The sequence below is a fragment of the Polynucleobacter sp. AP-Reno-20A-A9 genome (assembly GCF_018882085.1).
GTDB lineage: Bacteria > Pseudomonadota > Gammaproteobacteria > Burkholderiales > Burkholderiaceae > Polynucleobacter.
Genome location: NZ_JACVPB010000011.1, coordinates 1 through 17484, shown reverse-complemented (window position 1 = coordinate 17484; position 17484 = coordinate 1). Strand labels below are relative to the sequence as shown.

Sequence of the window (17484 nt, the reverse complement as noted above, 5' to 3'; positions counted from 1 at the left end):
AGCTTTTCCCTGCCCGGATTTCTACTAATAAAGGCTTTTGAATATTTTGAGTAATACAAAAAACTATGTTTACCGTACTAGAGCTAACAGCAATCACAAGGAAGAGCTTTCAAGGATATCGGTAGGCGTCATGATTGTGAGGGGATTGGAGCCCGAATTTTCTCCTGCGGTGCATGAACAGTTAAAAACAATCAATAACCCTGCTCAAGAGGGAGATCCCTCTATTCGTGATCTGCGTGATCTTCCTTGGTGCTCTATTGATAATGACGACTCCAGGGATTTAGATCAGCTGACAGTCACTCGAAAAGCGGATGGTGATAACTACTGTTTATTGGTTGCTATCGCCGATGTGGATGCGCTGGTTAAGAAGGGTAGTGCAATTGATATGCATGCCTTTATTAACACGAGGTCGGTATACACCTCTGCACGTATTTTTCCGATGCTCCCATTGAAGTTATCCACCAATCTGAGCTCCCTGAATCCCGACGAGGATCGCCTCGCCATGGTTTGTGAGATGCATTTTTCAGGGGATGGCCTCCTCAAGTCATCCTCCATTTATAGAGCCCTGGTACGCAATCATGCTCAGCTTGCCTATGACGCTATATCTGACTGGTTTGATGGTCGTAGCGAGCTTCCTGCTGCAGCTAGGAGCATTCCAGGACTCGATTTACAGCTGCGAATTCAGGATGGTTTGGCTCAAAAGTTAAGGGTTGCACGTCATGAGAATGGCTCTTTAGAGTTTGATATTTTTCAACCCAGGGCTAGCTTCGTTAATAACGAGATCTCAGAAATTAAACAGCAGCCCCATAATCGTGCCCGGCAATTAATCGAAGAATTTATGATTGCCACTAATGGTTGCACTTCGAGGTTTCTTGCTCATGCTGGGATTTATTCAATGCGCAGAGTAGTGAGATCTCCTGAGCGGTGGTTACGCATTGTCAAAGTGGCTCTCGAGCATAGCTACATATTGCCAAATGAGCCAGATGCTCAAGCGCTCGAAGTGTTTTTAGCAAAACAACATCAAGAGGATCCGATCCGATTCCCAGATCTTTCGCTATTAATTGTGAAGTTAATGGGCTCCGGAGAATACATTGTTGAGAAACCCTCAAATCACCCCATCGGGCACTTTGGGCTTGCAGTGAGCGACTACATGCATTCAACCGCACCCAATCGCCGTTATCCAGACCTCATCACCATGAGGTTAATCAAGGCTGTACTGGCCGGGGAACCACCGCCGTATTCTCATGAAGAATTAAAGTCGCTTGCGCTACATTGCACGCTACAAGAAGACTCATCAAAAAAGGTGGAGCGACAGTTACGTAAATCAGAAGCTGCGCTATTACTTCGCTCCAGGATTGGCCAGTACTTTAATGGAATCATTTCCGGGATAAATGAAAAGGGAACATGGGTCCGAATTTTTGACCCACCGGTAGAGGGACGCTTAATCGGCGATTTTGAGGAATACCCCGTTGGTCATTTACTGCGCGTAAAACTAACTTCAACCCATGTTGAGCGTGGATTTATTGATTTTGCAGCGGTATCAGGGGAGCATTAGTAGATTGTGCTGTCAATTCAATATTGCTTTATGAGAGTGCCAGGGTCTTATAGAGAGTAGCGATCTCGTCCCGCTTGTTTAGCCCTATACATCGCTTGGTCAGCTCTATCAACCAGATTATTTTCTGGTAATGGTTGGTGCTGGTGTGCACAGGCAATGCCGATGCTGACGGTAATGTGGATGGGCGGATGGCCGTTTATTTCTATGGGTGTAGTTCTGACGGTATCTAAAATTTGTTGTGCGACATTGGAGGCGCCTGCTTCGTTGGTATCGGGTAGCAGCGCAACAAGCTCTTCCCCGCCCCAGCGACAGCAAAAATCAAATGGCCTACGCATGCACGATTGAAGAATCTCTGCTAGACGCTTGAGAACTATATCTCCATTCTCATGGCCATAGTCATCATTGCAGTTTTTAAATTTATCAATATCAATGAATAGAATGCTAATGTCGGAACGACTGCGGATGGAGTCTTTTAAAAAGAGTTCATATCGTTCATCAAATGCTCGGCGATTGGGTAGTTGGGTTAGCTGATCGGTTGATGAGAGGATTCTGGCATTTTCGGCCTGAATGAATTGTCGATAAATAAACCACATTAAGTAGGTAAAGATAGTGTAACTAATTCCAGCTAGAAAAAATACTTTTGCATTTGAATTTAAGAAATCAGCAAATAATTCCGCTATGGATTCTGTGGAAATGAATTTAATCTGTAATTCTGGGGAATTCAGGTTGGCAACGATGGTGTTGTTATTTCTCACCCAAGAGTCATCAGAGTTGATCTTTAGACCCTGAAATGCATCGGCAGAATTTAAGGCGATATTTGAGTTTGGATGAATTTCATTGGTTAGAGTGGAAAAAATAATCTCGTTATTTTCTGTAAGAGCGGTAATTACTTCATCAGGGTTTTTGGTGATTTGTCGAATGGATCTCACAACGGAGTCTTCGCTGATTTGGAGTACCAGAGCACCATTAAATTGCCCATGAGTATCTCTGATAGGTACCGCCAAATGGAAGACGCGTTTTTGAGTTGTTCGCGCGAGTAATAGGGGGCCAATTACAAAGGACTTTTCAGGATGATTCTTTAGTGTTTGAAAGTAGTACCTGTCGCTAAAATTAATGCCAGATATTGGAGCGTCATCTGATCGGGCAATAAGGAGTCCGTCTTTATTGGTTACTGCCAAAATTCCATAATTTTTTACTTCGTTATCGAGACTGAAAATGGAGGCAGCGCCGGAGATTGCCTTTTGAATGGCCTTTGCTTCATATTTATTGGTTGCAATGAGTTGGTGTAGATCTCGGTTAGTGATATCCAGCAATTTAGAGGCATTTAAAAGAATATTTCTGGTTGTGCCAGAGGCAATATCCAGATCTTTTTGGGCAATGACGCCTGCATTTTCTATGGAATCATTCCACTGGTCATTCAAAAGAACTCCAGAGCCCATCAAAACCATCGCTGTTGACACTAGGTAGACAAACAACAACTTACCTATGAATTTTTTGCGAATTTCCATTCGGGTTCCAGTTAGTAGGTAATATCGCTAACGAGTAGTTTCTCAAATTCATTGGCGGGCAATGGTTTTGAGAAGAGGTAACCTTGGCCTTCCTCACAATGGTGCTGTGAGAGAAATTGTCGTTGACCATCGATTTCAACGCCTTCAGCAACAATTAAAAACTGAAGTTCTTTAGCCATGGCAATAATGGCACTCGTGATGGCGGCAGCATGTTTATCGGTAGTAACGCCCTGAACAAAGGAAATATCAATCTTGAGAATATCAATTGGAAATTTCTCTAAGTAGGCGAGGGAGGAGTAACCGGTGCCAAAGTCATCAATCGCAATGAGAATACCGAGTTCTTGTATTTGATTGAGAAGATTGGCGGTTCTTTCGGGATTCTGCATGGCTGCAGATTCTGTGAGTTCCACTTCTAGATATTTGGATGCCAAACCATTTTTCTCTAATGTTTGCTTCAGTTGGGTAATGATGTGGTCGTCTTGAAACTGTTCGGCGACTAGGTTCACTGATACTGGAACAGCGGCAATTCCCTGATCGAGCCATACTTTTTGTTGGTGACACACTTGATCTAGTGCCCAAAGAGTAATAGGGCCGATAAGCCCAATTTCTTCTGCTAGCGGAATGAAGTCTTTAGGAGGGATGATTCCCTTGATGGGATCTCGCCACCGAATTAAGGCTTCTGCGCCAGATATTTTTCCAGACCTCAAGTCCACTCGCGGCTGAAAAAACATCTCCAGCTGTCCTTTAGCAAATGCAGTTCGTAATTCATTTTCTTTGCGTACGAGATTTTCAATTTGCTCGTTAAGCTCTGGTGAGGCTAAAACAATGGCTTTGCGATTGCCTTGCTTTGCCTTGAATAGGGCAGCCTCAGCTGACTGAAGCAGCGACTCTGCATCTTGGGCATCTTTCGGGTAGACGCTGATGCCTATAAAGGGCTCAAATTCTAGGCTTGACCCCTCCCACTCAAAGGGTGTGCTGGTTGCCTTGGTAATGCGATTTAGCAGCTCGGTTAACGGACTAGGATCAATCGAACCATCCACCATAAACATAAAGTCTTGATTGTGAACTCTAGCGATCATCCCTGCTTTAGGTTGAATTGCTCTGAGACGTTCAGCCAATTCCACCTGAATGGCCTCGGCTGCTGGGTGGCCCAGGCTAGCCGTAATGGTATTGAGGCGACCCAAATCAATTGCGCAAAGGGTGATCGTGCTTTTATTGCGATCGGCAATGTGGATTGTTTGAGTCAATGTTTCTAGAAGCAGGGCCTTGCTTGGAAGATCGGTAATAAAGTCATGCGTTGCTTTATGCTCAAGCTCACGTTCCATTTTTCTAGCGCGATTGATATCTGAAATATCGCGAAAAATACAGTTCAGTAATTTGCGACCATCAAATTCAACCTGTCTTGTACGTACATCCACCTCTAGTGGCACTCCATCCCTGGAAAGCAGATTCATAGTGAAACTGGATTGGGGGTATAGCAAGGCTTGACTGAGATGCTCCATCAATACTTCTTTTTCGCTTGGTGCAACCAAATCTAAGAGTGATAAATTTTCGAATTCATTGCGTAGGTAGCCAAGTTGGCCGCAGGTTACGTCATTGAATTCAATAAATTTCCAGGTTTCTGTATTGAGAAGCCCAACTCCCTCGGGAAGAAGTGCGAAGAGGGTGCGATAACGCGCTTCTGCATTGCGAGCACGTTTCTCTTCTAGTATAAGGTCAGCAGTTCGTTGGACAACTTTATTTTCGAGCTCTTGATTTAATGAATGAAGATCTTCTTCTAGCTTGCGCAGTAATTGATTTTGATGTGCCGCATTGTCATAGGTTGAAACCAACATTTGCAGAATCTGTTCTCGATCTGCTTTTACGCTGTAATGTGTTTGATTAATTTCTACATCTAATGGGGGAACACCGTTTCCACTAATTTCTCTTTTCGGGGCATCTAAGAGGCGATGAACCTGCAATAAGAGACGTTCATTATCATAAGGTTTTGTAAGGTAAGCTTCTGCCCCTGCATTTAAGCCTCGGATCACATCAACGGGATCGGATAAACCAGTTAGCAATATGACTGGAATTGTTCGCAATGATACATCTGCTTTAATGCGTTCACACATCTGATAGCCATCTAAAACAGGCATCTGAATGTCGCTGATAACTAAATCTGGGCGGCTGCTTTTAATTGCAAGAAGTCCAGCTTCACCATCAGTTGCGACAGTGCACTTAAATCCATGGCTAGCAATGAATCGACGGAGTAGCTCTGCCTGTATGGGGCTATCTTCGACAATCAATATATTGGTTACATTGAATTCTTTTTCCATATCCTTAAAGCATACCTCTAATTCAAGCTATTGCCTTCAGGGCTTCTGCTAAATCGAGGGCCTCCCAGCTGAAATTGACATCTTTACGCCCAAAGTGACCATACTTGGCTGTTTGCCTGTAAATTGGCTTTAAAAGATCTAGTTTTTGAATAATCATTTTGGGTCGCCAATCAAATACTCGGGCAAGCATTTCCCCTAATTTGTCATCGGACAAAATACCCGTGCCAAAGGTTTCCACCATTAAAGAGGTGGGTTGTGCGACCCCAATCGAATAAGAGACCTGGAGTAAGCATCTTTTTGCCAAACCGGCAGCCACTACGTTTTTAGCAACGTAACGAGCAGCATAAGTAGCTGATCGATCTACTTTGGAGGGGTCTTTTCCTGAAAAGGCGCCGCCTCCATGAGGGGCTGATGAGCCATAGGTATCAACCATCAGTTTTTTTCCTGTGAGACCCGTGTCGCCTTGGGGTCCTCCTGTGATAAATCTACCCGTAGGATTGACGAGGTAGCGAATATTCTCCTTAGACAAATCGGGTGGGAGGATTGGTTTAATGCACTCCTCAATAATGGCTTCCCGAAGTTTCTCCAGCGAGACGTCAGGAGAGTGTTGAGTGGAAATAATGACAGTTTCTATAGCAACCGGTTTGTTGTCCTTGTATCGCAGGGTAACCTGGGATTTGCCATCAGGCCTGATCCAATCAAAATGACCGCTACGACGCAATTTCGCCTGCTGTTGAACTAGTTGATGTGCCAAGGCGATGGGCATAGGCATCAGCTCCGTTGTTTCATCCACCGCATAGCCAAACATCATGCCTTGATCTCCAGCGCCTTGGTCCAATGGGTCATCCTGCGCTTGATCAACGCCTTGAGCAATATCTGGGCTTTGTTTCTCAAAATTCATGAGAACGGCACAGCCTTTATAGTCCATGCCTAATTCCGTGTTGTTATATCCAATCTCCTGCAAAGTGCTTCTAGCAATTTGGGGGTAATCTGAAGTTGCCGTAGTAGTAATTTGCCCTGTCAATAGCACTAGACCTGCGCTACAGACGGTGTTGGCGGCAACCCTAGCATTGGGATCTTGTTCTAGGATGGAATCCAGAATCGCATCTGAAATTTGATCGCATACTTTATCGGGGTGACCTTCGGTAACCGATTCAGAGGTGAAGAGATATTCGCCAGTCATAACCAACCTTTGCAGAGAGGTGCTTCCATTTGTTACTATAAACCTAGAAAGTGGCATTGTTAAGTGGCTAAGGCTCGACTAAGCAGCCCTAAAAAACGTATTCAAATCCAAATGAATTCCCTAATATCCATTGAGTTGATCCAAAAGATCCGAGACCTAACGGGTTTGCGTGTCACTGAATTTGATCATGAAAAATTAAGCTTGTGGGTTGGTAAGCGTTTAGGCGAACTGCTGTTGAAGAATGCTGGCGACTATCTCAATTACTTGGGTAGCTCAAACGACTTATCCCTAGATCGGCAAATGTTGAGTGAGCTGCTCACAACGGGTGAGACATTTTTTATGCGCGACCCAGGTCAAATGAGCTTAATTAGGCGTGAAATTCTGCCGCGCATGATTGCTAAAAAGGCTGGGCAAAAAAAGATCCGAATTTGGGCCCCAGCCTGCGCTACAGGTGAGGAGGTCTACTCGCTCATCATTTTGCTCGAAGAGGTTCTAGGCAATGATGCCGGCTGGGATATTGATGTCATCGGCAGTGATATTAATCCGGAATTCATTAGACAAGCAAAGCTGGCTGTATATAGGGAATGGGCGTTTCGGGGATGTGATCAGAATTTCAAAAAAAGATATTTTGATAAGACAGATGAAGGCTGGAGATTGATGGATCGCATTCGGTCACGAGTTCGATTTCTGGTGTTGGATTTGGTAAGCGGGCAATTGCCCGATTCCTCAAAAAAACTATTTGATATTGATTTCATACTCTGCAGAAATCTATTCATTTATATGAATCTAGATGCCATTAATCTAGTGACAGATAAATTGTCATCCTGTTTACTCGTTGGTGGCGTCATGATTACTGCCCATGGAGAGCTTCATGCGTACAGGCAAAGCGGACTTCGAGTCAAAATTTATCCTGAGTCCCTAGTTTATGAAAAAGCAGGGGAGTTAAATCCCCCTGACCCAATCAAGATTGATGAACCTTGGATTTTTAAATCGGTAACGTTTGGGCAAGTTGAGGATCGGACTAACAAGACGCCGGAAGTGGCAGCGAAAGCATCTTTAAAGCCTATTCAGGAATTAATGGAAGATGCCTGGTATTTGGCAGACCGAGCTCGATTTAATGAGGCTTTGGATATATGTCGGGAAATCTTAGCGCGAGACTCTATGCTGGCCGAGTTGCACTATCTACATGCGGTCATTTCGATCGAAATGGGCGATGTCGATCGTGCTAAGGAGGAATTAAGGAAAACCCTGTATTTGGATGCTAATTTCATAGCAGCCTATTTAGAGCTGATTACGCTGCAGATCCAAGAGGGTAAAAATTCAGTGGCCGCAAAGTACTGTGAGCAAGCCCTCAGATCCTTGGAGCTCTTGCCTAGAGATATTGCCCTGCCAGGCCTAAGAAATAGCAGTCCAGTAGTTGTCAAGGAATACTTGAGTAACCTTCAAAAGAGTTTGACTTCACCCCTTTAATAACCTACATTGAAATATACAGTTCAATAAGAAAAATATGCCTAGTTTTTTGGTATTTGAGTCTGAGTCAGTGCAATACGCTATTCCCGCAGAGAGCGTGGAGAGTATCTCTTGGTTGCCTGAGTTATCTCCTATTGAAGCTGCGCCCCCATGGTTTATTGGTCTAGCAAATTGGCATGGCGAAGTTGTACACGTTCTTGATTTGGGGTTGCGTTTCAAACATCAGCCTAGGGCGTACTCAACTACAACCAATATTATTTTGGTCAGTACGCCGCAAATGCGCTGCGGATTAATTGCCGATAGTGTTAGAGGTTTGGCTGAGGTATCCAGCGAGGCCATTGTTAAACGCGAACTCACAGTGCCAAGCGATTTTAATGTTGCCTATTCAGATCTCATAGAGGGTGAAATTAAGCAGGGGGATGACATCATCCTAATGCTTAATTTGCAAAAGTTATTGACGGTGCAAATTGGTCACGAGCGTATCAGTGATGGTGACGAGCCCCCATATGAGCCGGTTAACTTAATAGCAAAGCATGATGAAGTTATTTTTCGCGCCAGGATGCATCACTTAGCCCTGCCCATGATTGATCATAAAAATGAGAATCAAGATGGTTTTGCTCTTGTTATGATTGGTGGTATTCGATATGCGATTGAAATTTCCTACATCACAGAGTTTACGCATCTGAAGCAATGTGTGTCGCTACCCTGTTGCCCATCCTATATTTTAGGAGTAATTAATTTGAGGGGCGAGATCTTATCGGTTATTGATATGACCTCCTTATTAAATATTCAGAATATTGTAGATAAGCAAGACATTGTTATTTTGCAGTTTGAATCCAAAAGAATTGCCTTAGCTGTACAAAAAGTAGAGGACTTGCGTTATTTTGATCGCCATTTGATTTCTACTTTGCAGGATGCTGAAGAAAATCATGCGCGCTGTAAGTCGCTGCTAAGGGTTGATGAAGGTGTAGCTGGAATACTGGATATAGAAGCAATATTGCTTGGAAGTCTACTTGAAGTTGATGAGCAAGTTTAAGTAATTAGATTAAGGAGAAATTCATGCTAAATAAACTAACGTTACGGTGGCGCATGCTATTGAGTTATTTAATTCCATTGCTGGTGCTATTAGCGATTGTTGGAGTGAATCAATCCAAGATGAATGCCGCCATTGAAAAGTCGAATTTACTCAATGCAACGGCGAATCTAGCGCCTGATGTTTTAAGAATTAATGAAAATATTACGCGTATGCAAAGGGCTTCCTATGCTTATATCCTTGCCGGCGGGAGCCAAAGCCAGGAACTTAGCTACTCTAGAAAAATTTATCAAGAATCATCTGCCAATATCGATGCTATTTTTGCGAAATTAGATCAAGGTACTTATTCTCCAGAATTTACCACCAATCTTAATAAGCTGAGGGGCGTATTTAAATCCGTAAAAGAGGCCAACGGACAGTTGGTGAAATTGGCTGATGAGGGCAGGATTAAGGAGGCTGCTGACGCCTTTAAATCCGGAGGTAGTGCCCGAATTGCCGGTGAGAGCGATTTTATTGCCGACGAGACCGCTAAGTATGACTTAGCTACAAGAGATCAGTTGCGGGAACTGGTGACGCAAAATATAGAAAGCGCTAAAAGCATTGTCTTGTATGGAACGATTGCCGCCATTCTGGTGCTGATGGGCTTTGGCATCTTGGTCTCCCTTATCTTAAGTCGCGATATTTTTACAAATTCAAGCCAAGTTTCCGCTACTGCGGCTGCTATTGCGACCACCTTAGCGCAACATGAAAAGGCCGTTGCTCAACAAGGATCTTCTGTCTCTGAAACTACTAGCACTGTAGAGGAGTTGGTCTCATCGGCACGACTGTCTTCCGAGCAAGCGGACTCTGCAGCAACTGCCGCCAAATCTGCCCAAGATACTACGATGAAAGGGCTTGAGTTGGTTAGTCGAAACCAAGCTGATATGAGCGGCCTCGAGGCTAAGATGGCTGCGATTGCTAAGCAAATTTTGAGCTTATCGGACCAGGCTGGTCAGATTGGAAATATTTCTAAATTGGTTGGTGAGTTGGCTGGAGAAACCAATATGCTGGCACTGAATGCCGCTGTAGAGGCAGCGCGCGCCGGTGAGCATGGCAAAGGCTTTGCTGTAGTGGCGAGCGAAATTCGTAAGCTGGCCGATCAAAGTAAGCAATCGGCTGAAATGGCCAGTCAAATTGTGGCAGATATCCAGAAATCAACTAATACGATGGTGATGACTGCTGAGGACGGTTCTAAAACTACCCATCAAGTATCTGAAAGCGTAGAGCAAGCTGCTAAAGCATTCGAAACTTTACGGCAATTATCAGAAGGGGTATTTCAAAATGCTCAACAGGTGCTTCTCAATAGTAAGCAACAGGCTGCAGCCTTGGTGCAAATTAATGAGGCTATGCAAAACATTAATAATGGTTCACGAGAAATGATTGCTGGGACTTCGCAAGCGAGAACTGGAGTTGAAGAGTTAACTAAAGTAGCCAATCATCTGCGCAACATGGTCTAACTTTTACACATGCCAAAGATCGAGGATCTAGAACTCTGCAATCTCTTTAGAATAGAGAGTGCGGAGCATTTGCAAAAACTAGATGCGGGTTTGCTTCAGCTTGAAAAGACGCCGGGGGACCAGTCTTTAGTCCAGGAGATCTTTCGTGAGGCTCATAGCTTGAAGGGTTCGGCAAGAATGCTTGGACTCATTGATATTCAGGGCTTAGCTAATACTGTCGAGGATATGCTCGGTGAGGTGAGAAGCGGTAAATTAAATGTCACTGTCGACGTTATTAAGCCTCAGCTCGTTACACTGGACCGCATTCGGCAACTGGTAGCTGAGGCAGTTGGCGATTCTCCCGCTACAACTGAAATGGCTCAGGCTGTACCCCCAAATAAAGCTGTTGAAGTCCCATCCTCATCATTCAACCCCGTTCCGCCAGCTCCATCTTTTATTCAGACGTCTGATGTCTCTCAAGTCGATTCGATTAATAAGGGGCGCCAGATACCCGCAGAATTTCATATTGATACCTTGCGGGTGGATGCTAAAAAGCTAGACTTTTTATTAAGTCAGACGGGTGAGTTGGTAGTTAGTCGAAGTCGTATTGTGCGTTGGCAGGATGAATTTAATCGATTTATTGGTCGATTGGATAGCCGGGAGATTTCCGCTGATGAATGGGTTAAAGAGGCCCAGTTGATGCGCGCTAAGTTAGATGAAGATGCCAGTAGGTTAAGTGTTATTGCCGAGGCGATAGAAGGGGGTATTCGTGGATTGCGCTTATTGCCTATCTCCACATTATTGGAGCAATTTCCTCGCATGGTTCACGATCTTGCGGCGGAAGAGAAAAAAGAAGTTGAGCTAGTTTTTGAGGGTGAAAGTACGGTTGCTGATAAACGAATTATTGAGGAAATGAAGTCACCCTTAATGCATATGTTGCGAAATGCAATTGATCATGGCATTGAGGTTCCGGAGGAGCGGCTCAGGGCTGGTAAACCAGAAGTGGGAAAAATACTGGTGAAAGTTAGCCAGGATGCGGATCATGTTCGGCTTGATGTAATAGACGACGGTCGAGGATTGGATCTTGAGGCCATACGTCAGCAAGCTGTTAAGCGACATCTCTATACGGAAGATCAGGCTTTAGGCTTGGATGATGCTCAGCTCAAAAGTGTATTGATGACTCCCGGGTTTTCAACTAACAAAATGATTACCGACATTTCTGGACGAGGGGTAGGCTTGGACGTTGTGCGATCAACAGTCGAGCGCATGCGCGGAACCCTAGAAATTGACTCCCGCCCAGGCCTAGGAATGACTTTCACGCTTAATCTGCCAGTCTCGTTAACCTCTACTCGCGTGATGATCCTACGCGAATGGGGTGAAAGTTATGCATTGCCTTGCGATGCTATTTATTTCTCAAAGATATTGCAACCTGGCGAATTATTAATACGTGAGGATAGGCAGTGCTTCTATCACGACGATGAAGTGATCACGGTCAATCGTTTAGGTTCTTTGCTGGATAAACCATTGCATCTTGTGGATGCTCAAGCTGCAGTAATTTGCGTGGTTGTCCGTGTGGGCGAATTTAGCTTTGGCTTAATCGTGGATGAATTGCGTGATGAAGAGGAGATCGTTTTAAAGGCACCTCCTGCGCCTATTAAAAGATTGCGTAATGTTTCAGGGCTTACCATCTTGGACTCTGGCATGGTTTGTGCTGTTCTCAATGCAGGCGATCTTGCCAAGAGTGTTCGTCATACACACCAAAAATCAGCCGGTGCTGGGGATGCTGTTCCGGCTATAGAACCTTCAACCAAAAAATCTTTACTGCTAGTTGAAGATAGCATTGTGACGCGGATACAAGAGAAGAGAATTTTAGAGGCTGCTGGTTATGAAGTCGTAACCGCAGTGGATGGTGTGAATGCCTGGAATATATTGGCCTCACGGTCTTTTGATGCCATTGTCTCTGACATCATGATGCCCAATATGGATGGCTTAGAGTTGGCAGCCAAAATTAGAGCCAACAGAAAGTTTTCCGATATTCCTATTATTCTGGTGACTTCATTAGCATCGGAAGATGATCGTCGTAGAGGTCTAGAGGCTGGTGCGGATGCCTACATTTCAAAATCAGACTTTGATCAAACGGTATTGTTAGATTCCATTGCCAGACTTATATAAAGAATAAAGAGCCTATTTCAATGCCAAATAATGGTGAAGCCGCCCCGATTCGAGTTCTGCTAGTTGAGGATTCACCATTACAGCTGCATATCATCAAATCTGTTTTAGATGCTGATGCTCATATAGAGGTGGTTGGTACTGCAATGAATGGTGCAGAGGCACTCAATTTACTTCCAGTTGTAAGGCCGGATGTGATTTGCACGGACTACCATATGCCTGTGATGGATGGGCTTGAGTTTATTCAAAAAGCGGTCAAGATTTATCCGTGCCCCATTTTGGTATTAAGCATTTCTGTCCAACCTGATCAGGTGGATAACATCTTTAAGTTGCTCTCGGCAGGGGCTATTGATGTGATGCCGAAACCGCGAGCGACAGGCGGCATTATTGGTAAGGAGGATGGGTTAAAGCTGGTTGAAAGAATTCGTATTATTAATGGTGTTAAATACATACCAAGGAAAAAAGGGCAGCCCATACCTCCCCCAAGTGCAAAATGCCTTATTCCCAGACTTGTCTTGCCTAAAATCATTGTCATGGGTGCCTCTACGGGTGGCCCTCAGGCCTTTGAAGTAATTTTATCGGGACTCAAGAATCACTTTTCGATTCCGATTGTATGTATTCAACATATTAGCCATGGATTCTTGGCGGGGATGTTAACCTGGTTGAGGGGGATCTGTCCTTTAATCATTGAGACTGCAACTGAGGGTGGATTCCCGATGCCGGGGCATATCTATTTTCCGCCCGATGGTATGCACCTTACTTTTTCTAACAATGGTGCCTTTGTAATATGCCCTCCAAATTTAGATGATATGTATTGCCCAAGTATCGACAAGTTGTTTCATTCAACTGCGGAGGTGTATGGGAATAGTGCAGTGGCTGTCATTCTCAGTGGCATGGGAAGGGATGGGGCAAATGGCATGAAAACTATTTTTGATGCTGGCGGTGATACCGTTGCCCAAGATGAGGATTCCAGCATTATTTTTGGCATGCCAGCTGTAGCAATTAATTTGGGCGTCATCTGCAATGTCTTATCTGCCAATGAGATAGCCCCTTATTTAAATGACTTGCCGGGAAATATATCACCATAGATATCGTGCGGCACTCACATTTGAGTTTAAAAAATACTCCTTCAGTTGTTGTGTTGCACCTTAAAAAGAGTAGAGTGAATTGAGTGGACCGAACATAATTTAACGCTCTATTTTTATTTTGGTCGGTGCAGTTTCTATTTTCAGGGAGCAGTCTAGTGATCTTGATCGGCCATTCTGAGAGGCATCGGATTCATCGCATAGGATGGCTACGTGCGGCAGTCCTTGGCGCAAATGATGGGATTATTTCCATAGCCAGTCTTATCTTGGGTATTGCTGCTGCAGGCGCTAGCCATAATGCAGTTGTTATCTCTGGGGTTGCTGGCCTACTAGCTGGCGCGATGTCCATGGCTTCGGGAGAGTATGTCTCCGTTAGCTCACAACTAGATACCGAAACTGCGGATTTAGATAAGGAAAGGCTTGAGTTAATTCAGAATCCAGAGCTCGAGCAAGAAGAGCTTATCCAGATATATATCAAGCGAGGGTTAAGCATTCAATTGGCCAGGCAAGTAGCGATTGAATTAATGAGTCAAGACGGCTTAAAAGCGCATGCAAGGGATGAGTTAGGAATTACCGAGGTCAGTAGTACTAGCCCACTATTTGCAGCATTAAGCTCGGCACTGGCATTTTCTGTTGGAGGTTTTGCGCCATTAATGATCGGATCGCTAGTAAGTATGGATAAGCTGGTATTGATCGTAAGTCTTGCGGTTGCAGTATTGCTTGCATTCTTAGGAGGTATTTCTGCTTATTTGGGTGGTGCAAGAATACCGATAGCCATAGCCCGAGTCGTTTTTTGGGGGCTGCTGTCTATGGGTGTGACCAGTGCTATTGGTGGTTTGGTGGGTGGCGCCGGATAATTTTGGCAATCATCTTTGACTGCGATCCAACTGGGATTGCGCGGTCATTGTATTAATGACCTTACTTAGTTGGGATGGAATATATTTGGATTTATCTGCAGATGCTGATAAGGTTATGTAGCTATTCCATTAGGGAGTAGGCGCTCATATTCGTGTTTAACGATTCCATAGCACTCACAAGTGCGGCGCTCTAAGCCTGCTCGGTCGAGAATAGTAATGTGCCCACGAGAATATTTAATTAAGCCATCCTTTTGGAGCTTCAGGGCGGCTTCCGTTACCCCCTCCCTGCGAACACCCAACAGGCTGGCGATCAGTTCTTGAGTCATCGCTATCTCATTGCCTGGCAGCCTATCAAGATTAACAAGCAAAGCACGGCAAAGTTGTTGCTCCATCAAGTGATGGCGATTGCAAACTGCCGTTTGAGTCATCTGAGTCATTAGGGCTTGGGTGAAGCGTAAAAGTAAATGCATGAGTGGTGCGCATTGACTAAATTCGCGTAACAAGATTTCAGATTTAATCCGGTAGCCCATTCCTGCGCTTTTAACCATAGCGGTGCTGGTGGTAGTGCCCCCATCCATAAAAATAGATATTCCTACTAGGCCCTCATTGCCTATTACAGCAACCTCAGTTGAGGCGCCATCTTCAAATTCATAGAGAATGGAAATAATCGCGGTGACGGGGAAGTAGGCGTGGCTTAATTTCATGCCTGGATTGCACAGTACTTTACCCAGAGGTAAATCAACCGGCTCAATATGGGGTACGAGTCGCTCCCATTCCCCTGGGGGGATTGAGTGAAATAGGTGATTTTGATCCTTCAGGGTTTCTACTGACAAGGCAAGCTCCAGCAACTATTACTTCAATATACATTATGCAAATATATCTAAGAGTCAGTTTATATGTGCGGTATCGAACGTACGGCTAGTATGACATATGTAAATATATCAACGTTCCTTTAACTCAAGCTACGGTAACTAATGATGAATGAGTCCGATTTAGTCGAACTAAGATATCAAAGTCAGGCGGTGCATGACATGGGCATATTGGGCTTAACCAGAATACTTGATGTGGCGATCCCTAGAAATGCACGCCTTGGAATTACTGGCATCCTCTTTTTTGACAAAGGCTATTTTGGTCAAATTCTAGAGGGCAATAGGGCTGATATTGAGGTGCTTTGGGCCAGCATTCAAAAAGACCAAAGGCATCACAAAATTGAATTGCTAGGAATTTCTACGATTACAAAACGCCGCTTTCCAAAGTGGGCAATGAAATTATTTGACGTGCAGGAATTTTCATCGGCTTTCCCTAAATTTTCTGAAGTCATTGACAGCATGACTGACCAGGATTTAAAAGCTCTGGATTCGATGAGCTCTCTCTGGTTTCCGGCATAAGCGCTTTTTAGCTTATGCATCAAATAGCACCAAAGCTGTCGAGATATGGGGTGGCTAGTCTAAAGATATTTCGTCCCCCGCACATAGCTATCAATTACAGCGGGACACGTAAATGAACGCCGATAATAGATGATCCAGTTGATTGCAATTGAGGTAATGCAATCGCACAAATCCATTCATAACAAAATTCTGGAAATATCATGGGCATCAAGCCCCAGCCGTTATATCCAGTCACAGCCCCAATGCCAACGCCTAAATCCCAGCCATCTTTGCGATAGTAAGAGTAGCGACCATAAGCATATGCACTTCCGCGATAGTCGCTGTTGTAATACCACCCACCGGCTATATTCCAATTTTCAGAAATTGCTCTTTCAATACCTAGACCTGGATTAAAGCCATTATTTCCGGGTCTTGAATGAATGCTAACCCCATTTATCTGTAAATATGTTTCCTCTGTATAGCCAGAAATACTGGGCAAAACTAGGGTGATAAAGGCTAGCAGTTTGATTAATTGCGTGTAAGTAGACATTCCCCCGCATCCTTCTTTGTGGTACCCACATGATTTTGAAGGTAGAGGTTAAATCTAATGCATCACCTGCAAATTAAAATGTTCGGTATCGAACGCATTGGTAGCACGCAAACATGGCGAGGCTTTTTAGTTTGGTGGAGTGGGGTATCTAAGCGACAGCATAAAACAAGCTGCCGATCTTCTTTATGGTCTTTGTACTGATGATTGAATGTTAGCGTGCTCATTGATCGCATCCTCGCTATGACGAAGTGCGGCAAGGGCGTGAGCGTGGGCGGTTAGCGCATGAGAAGCAGAAGCTTCACGGATCCCTAATTCATTCAATCTTGCTGCTTCTAAGTGGCTCTTCATAGCTTGTTCATGATGATTTGCTGCATGCTTGTGATAATGCTCTGCAGTATTTTGATGCTGAACATGATTTTTATCTTGCGCATGTGAATGATTGGGGTGTAGATTTTGCATAGAATGCTCCTTGAAAAGAAATTATCAAAACATCACAGCGGAATATGGATTGCTAAGAACTAGCTTCGGCCATTACTGTGTCCTTAGCATCAATATTTTGTATCCACTGCGTGTAAATCTTAAGGAATGCGCCTTCGGATTTCCGTCTGATAGCGCACACTTCGTGATCGGCAGAATTAAATACTGATGTAATCAAACGGCCCTGAAGTCATGCCTTTGCTGATAAGAAAATTACTAGCTCTTTTTTAATCGATGTCTTTTGAGAGGATGTTGACCAATCTATCTTTGGAGATAAATTATTTATTCCATATGTTTGATAGCGAACATGAAATTTGAATCGCTACTACTTCTATAGACACTTTCTAGCCTAATATTTAGTCTATTAGGAGGTGTGTCATGAGTACAAGAAGACGGTTTACTGAAGAGTTCAAGTTAGAGGCAGTCAAACAGGTAGTTGA

15 protein-coding genes are annotated in these 17484 nt (G+C 44.1%); 9 read left to right on the top strand and 6 right to left on the bottom strand.

Features of this window, described 5'->3' with window-relative positions:
• Positions 1-46 precede the first annotated feature (46 nt).
• Complete coding sequence (locus ICN39_RS09300; protein ID WP_255532430.1) at positions 47-1555, top strand: RNB domain-containing ribonuclease; 1509 nt, start codon at positions 47-49, stop codon at positions 1553-1555.
• A gap of 47 nt (positions 1556-1602) precedes the next feature.
• Here ICN39_RS09300 and ICN39_RS09295 read toward each other — a convergent pair whose 3' ends face one another.
• Genes ICN39_RS09295 through metK form a run of 3 tightly spaced genes read right to left on the bottom strand, consistent with a single transcriptional unit; the run spans position 1603 to position 6561 of the window.
• Positions 1603-3063 carry a sensor domain-containing diguanylate cyclase gene (locus ICN39_RS09295; RefSeq protein WP_216233759.1) on the bottom strand — a complete coding sequence of 487 codons (1461 nt, stop codon included), beginning with the start codon at positions 3061-3063 and terminating at the stop codon, positions 1603-1605.
• Between the two features lie 11 nt (positions 3064-3074).
• On the bottom strand, positions 3075-5378 hold the full coding sequence (locus ICN39_RS09290; protein ID WP_216233758.1) for an EAL domain-containing protein: 2304 nt from the start codon (positions 5376-5378) through the stop codon (positions 3075-3077).
• Between the two features lie 22 nt (positions 5379-5400).
• On the bottom strand, positions 5401-6561 hold the full coding sequence (gene metK / locus ICN39_RS09285) for a methionine adenosyltransferase (protein ID WP_216233757.1): 1161 nt from the start codon (positions 6559-6561) through the stop codon (positions 5401-5403).
• A gap of 111 nt (positions 6562-6672) precedes the next feature.
• Between metK and ICN39_RS09280 the strand changes: the two genes are divergently transcribed.
• The 6 genes from ICN39_RS09280 to ICN39_RS09255 all read left to right on the top strand — a co-directional run bounded on the left by ICN39_RS09280 (position 6673) and on the right by ICN39_RS09255 (position 14650).
• Entirely contained in the window at positions 6673-8031 is a 1359-nt protein-coding gene (locus ICN39_RS09280) for a protein-glutamate O-methyltransferase CheR (RefSeq protein ID WP_216233756.1), read from the top strand.
• Between the two features lie 37 nt (positions 8032-8068).
• Complete coding sequence (locus tag ICN39_RS09275; RefSeq protein WP_216233755.1) at positions 8069-9067, top strand: chemotaxis protein CheW; 999 nt, start codon at positions 8069-8071, stop codon at positions 9065-9067.
• A gap of 23 nt (positions 9068-9090) precedes the next feature.
• Positions 9091-10560, top strand: coding sequence for a methyl-accepting chemotaxis protein (locus ICN39_RS09270; protein ID WP_216233754.1), 1470 nt, complete (start codon positions 9091-9093; stop codon positions 10558-10560).
• A gap of 9 nt (positions 10561-10569) precedes the next feature.
• Positions 10570-12711 carry a response regulator gene (locus tag ICN39_RS09265; protein ID WP_216233753.1) on the top strand — a complete coding sequence of 714 codons (2142 nt, stop codon included), beginning with the start codon at positions 10570-10572 and terminating at the stop codon, positions 12709-12711.
• Positions 12712-12731: 20 nt separating this feature from the next.
• Complete coding sequence (locus ICN39_RS09260; RefSeq protein WP_216233752.1) at positions 12732-13796, top strand: chemotaxis protein CheB; 1065 nt, start codon at positions 12732-12734, stop codon at positions 13794-13796.
• A gap of 161 nt (positions 13797-13957) precedes the next feature.
• Entirely contained in the window at positions 13958-14650 is a 693-nt protein-coding gene (locus ICN39_RS09255) for a VIT family protein (RefSeq protein ID WP_216861031.1), read from the top strand.
• Positions 14651-14763: 113 nt separating this feature from the next.
• On the opposite strand, the gene ICN39_RS09250 is transcribed toward ICN39_RS09255, so the two are convergent.
• Positions 14764-15483 (bottom strand): Crp/Fnr family transcriptional regulator, encoded by a 720-nt coding sequence (locus ICN39_RS09250; RefSeq protein ID WP_216861030.1) that lies wholly within the window; start codon positions 15481-15483, stop codon positions 14764-14766.
• A gap of 144 nt (positions 15484-15627) precedes the next feature.
• Here ICN39_RS09250 and ICN39_RS09245 point away from each other — a divergent pair, with 144 nt between their 5' ends.
• Positions 15628-16038 (top strand): BLUF domain-containing protein, encoded by a 411-nt coding sequence (locus tag ICN39_RS09245; RefSeq protein WP_216233751.1) that lies wholly within the window; start codon positions 15628-15630, stop codon positions 16036-16038.
• Between the two features lie 94 nt (positions 16039-16132).
• Here the strand turns inward: ICN39_RS09245 and ICN39_RS09240 are convergent, their stop codons facing one another.
• Complete coding sequence (locus ICN39_RS09240; protein ID WP_216233750.1) at positions 16133-16567, bottom strand: hypothetical protein; 435 nt, start codon at positions 16565-16567, stop codon at positions 16133-16135.
• Between the two features lie 183 nt (positions 16568-16750).
• Positions 16751-17026 (bottom strand): hypothetical protein, encoded by a 276-nt coding sequence (locus ICN39_RS09235; RefSeq protein WP_216233749.1) that lies wholly within the window; start codon positions 17024-17026, stop codon positions 16751-16753.
• Between the two features lie 396 nt (positions 17027-17422).
• On the opposite strand from ICN39_RS09235, the gene ICN39_RS11275 reads away from it, so the two are divergent.
• A partial coding sequence (locus ICN39_RS11275) for a transposase (RefSeq protein WP_370623727.1) occupies positions 17423-17484 on the top strand: 62 nt, incomplete at its 3' end.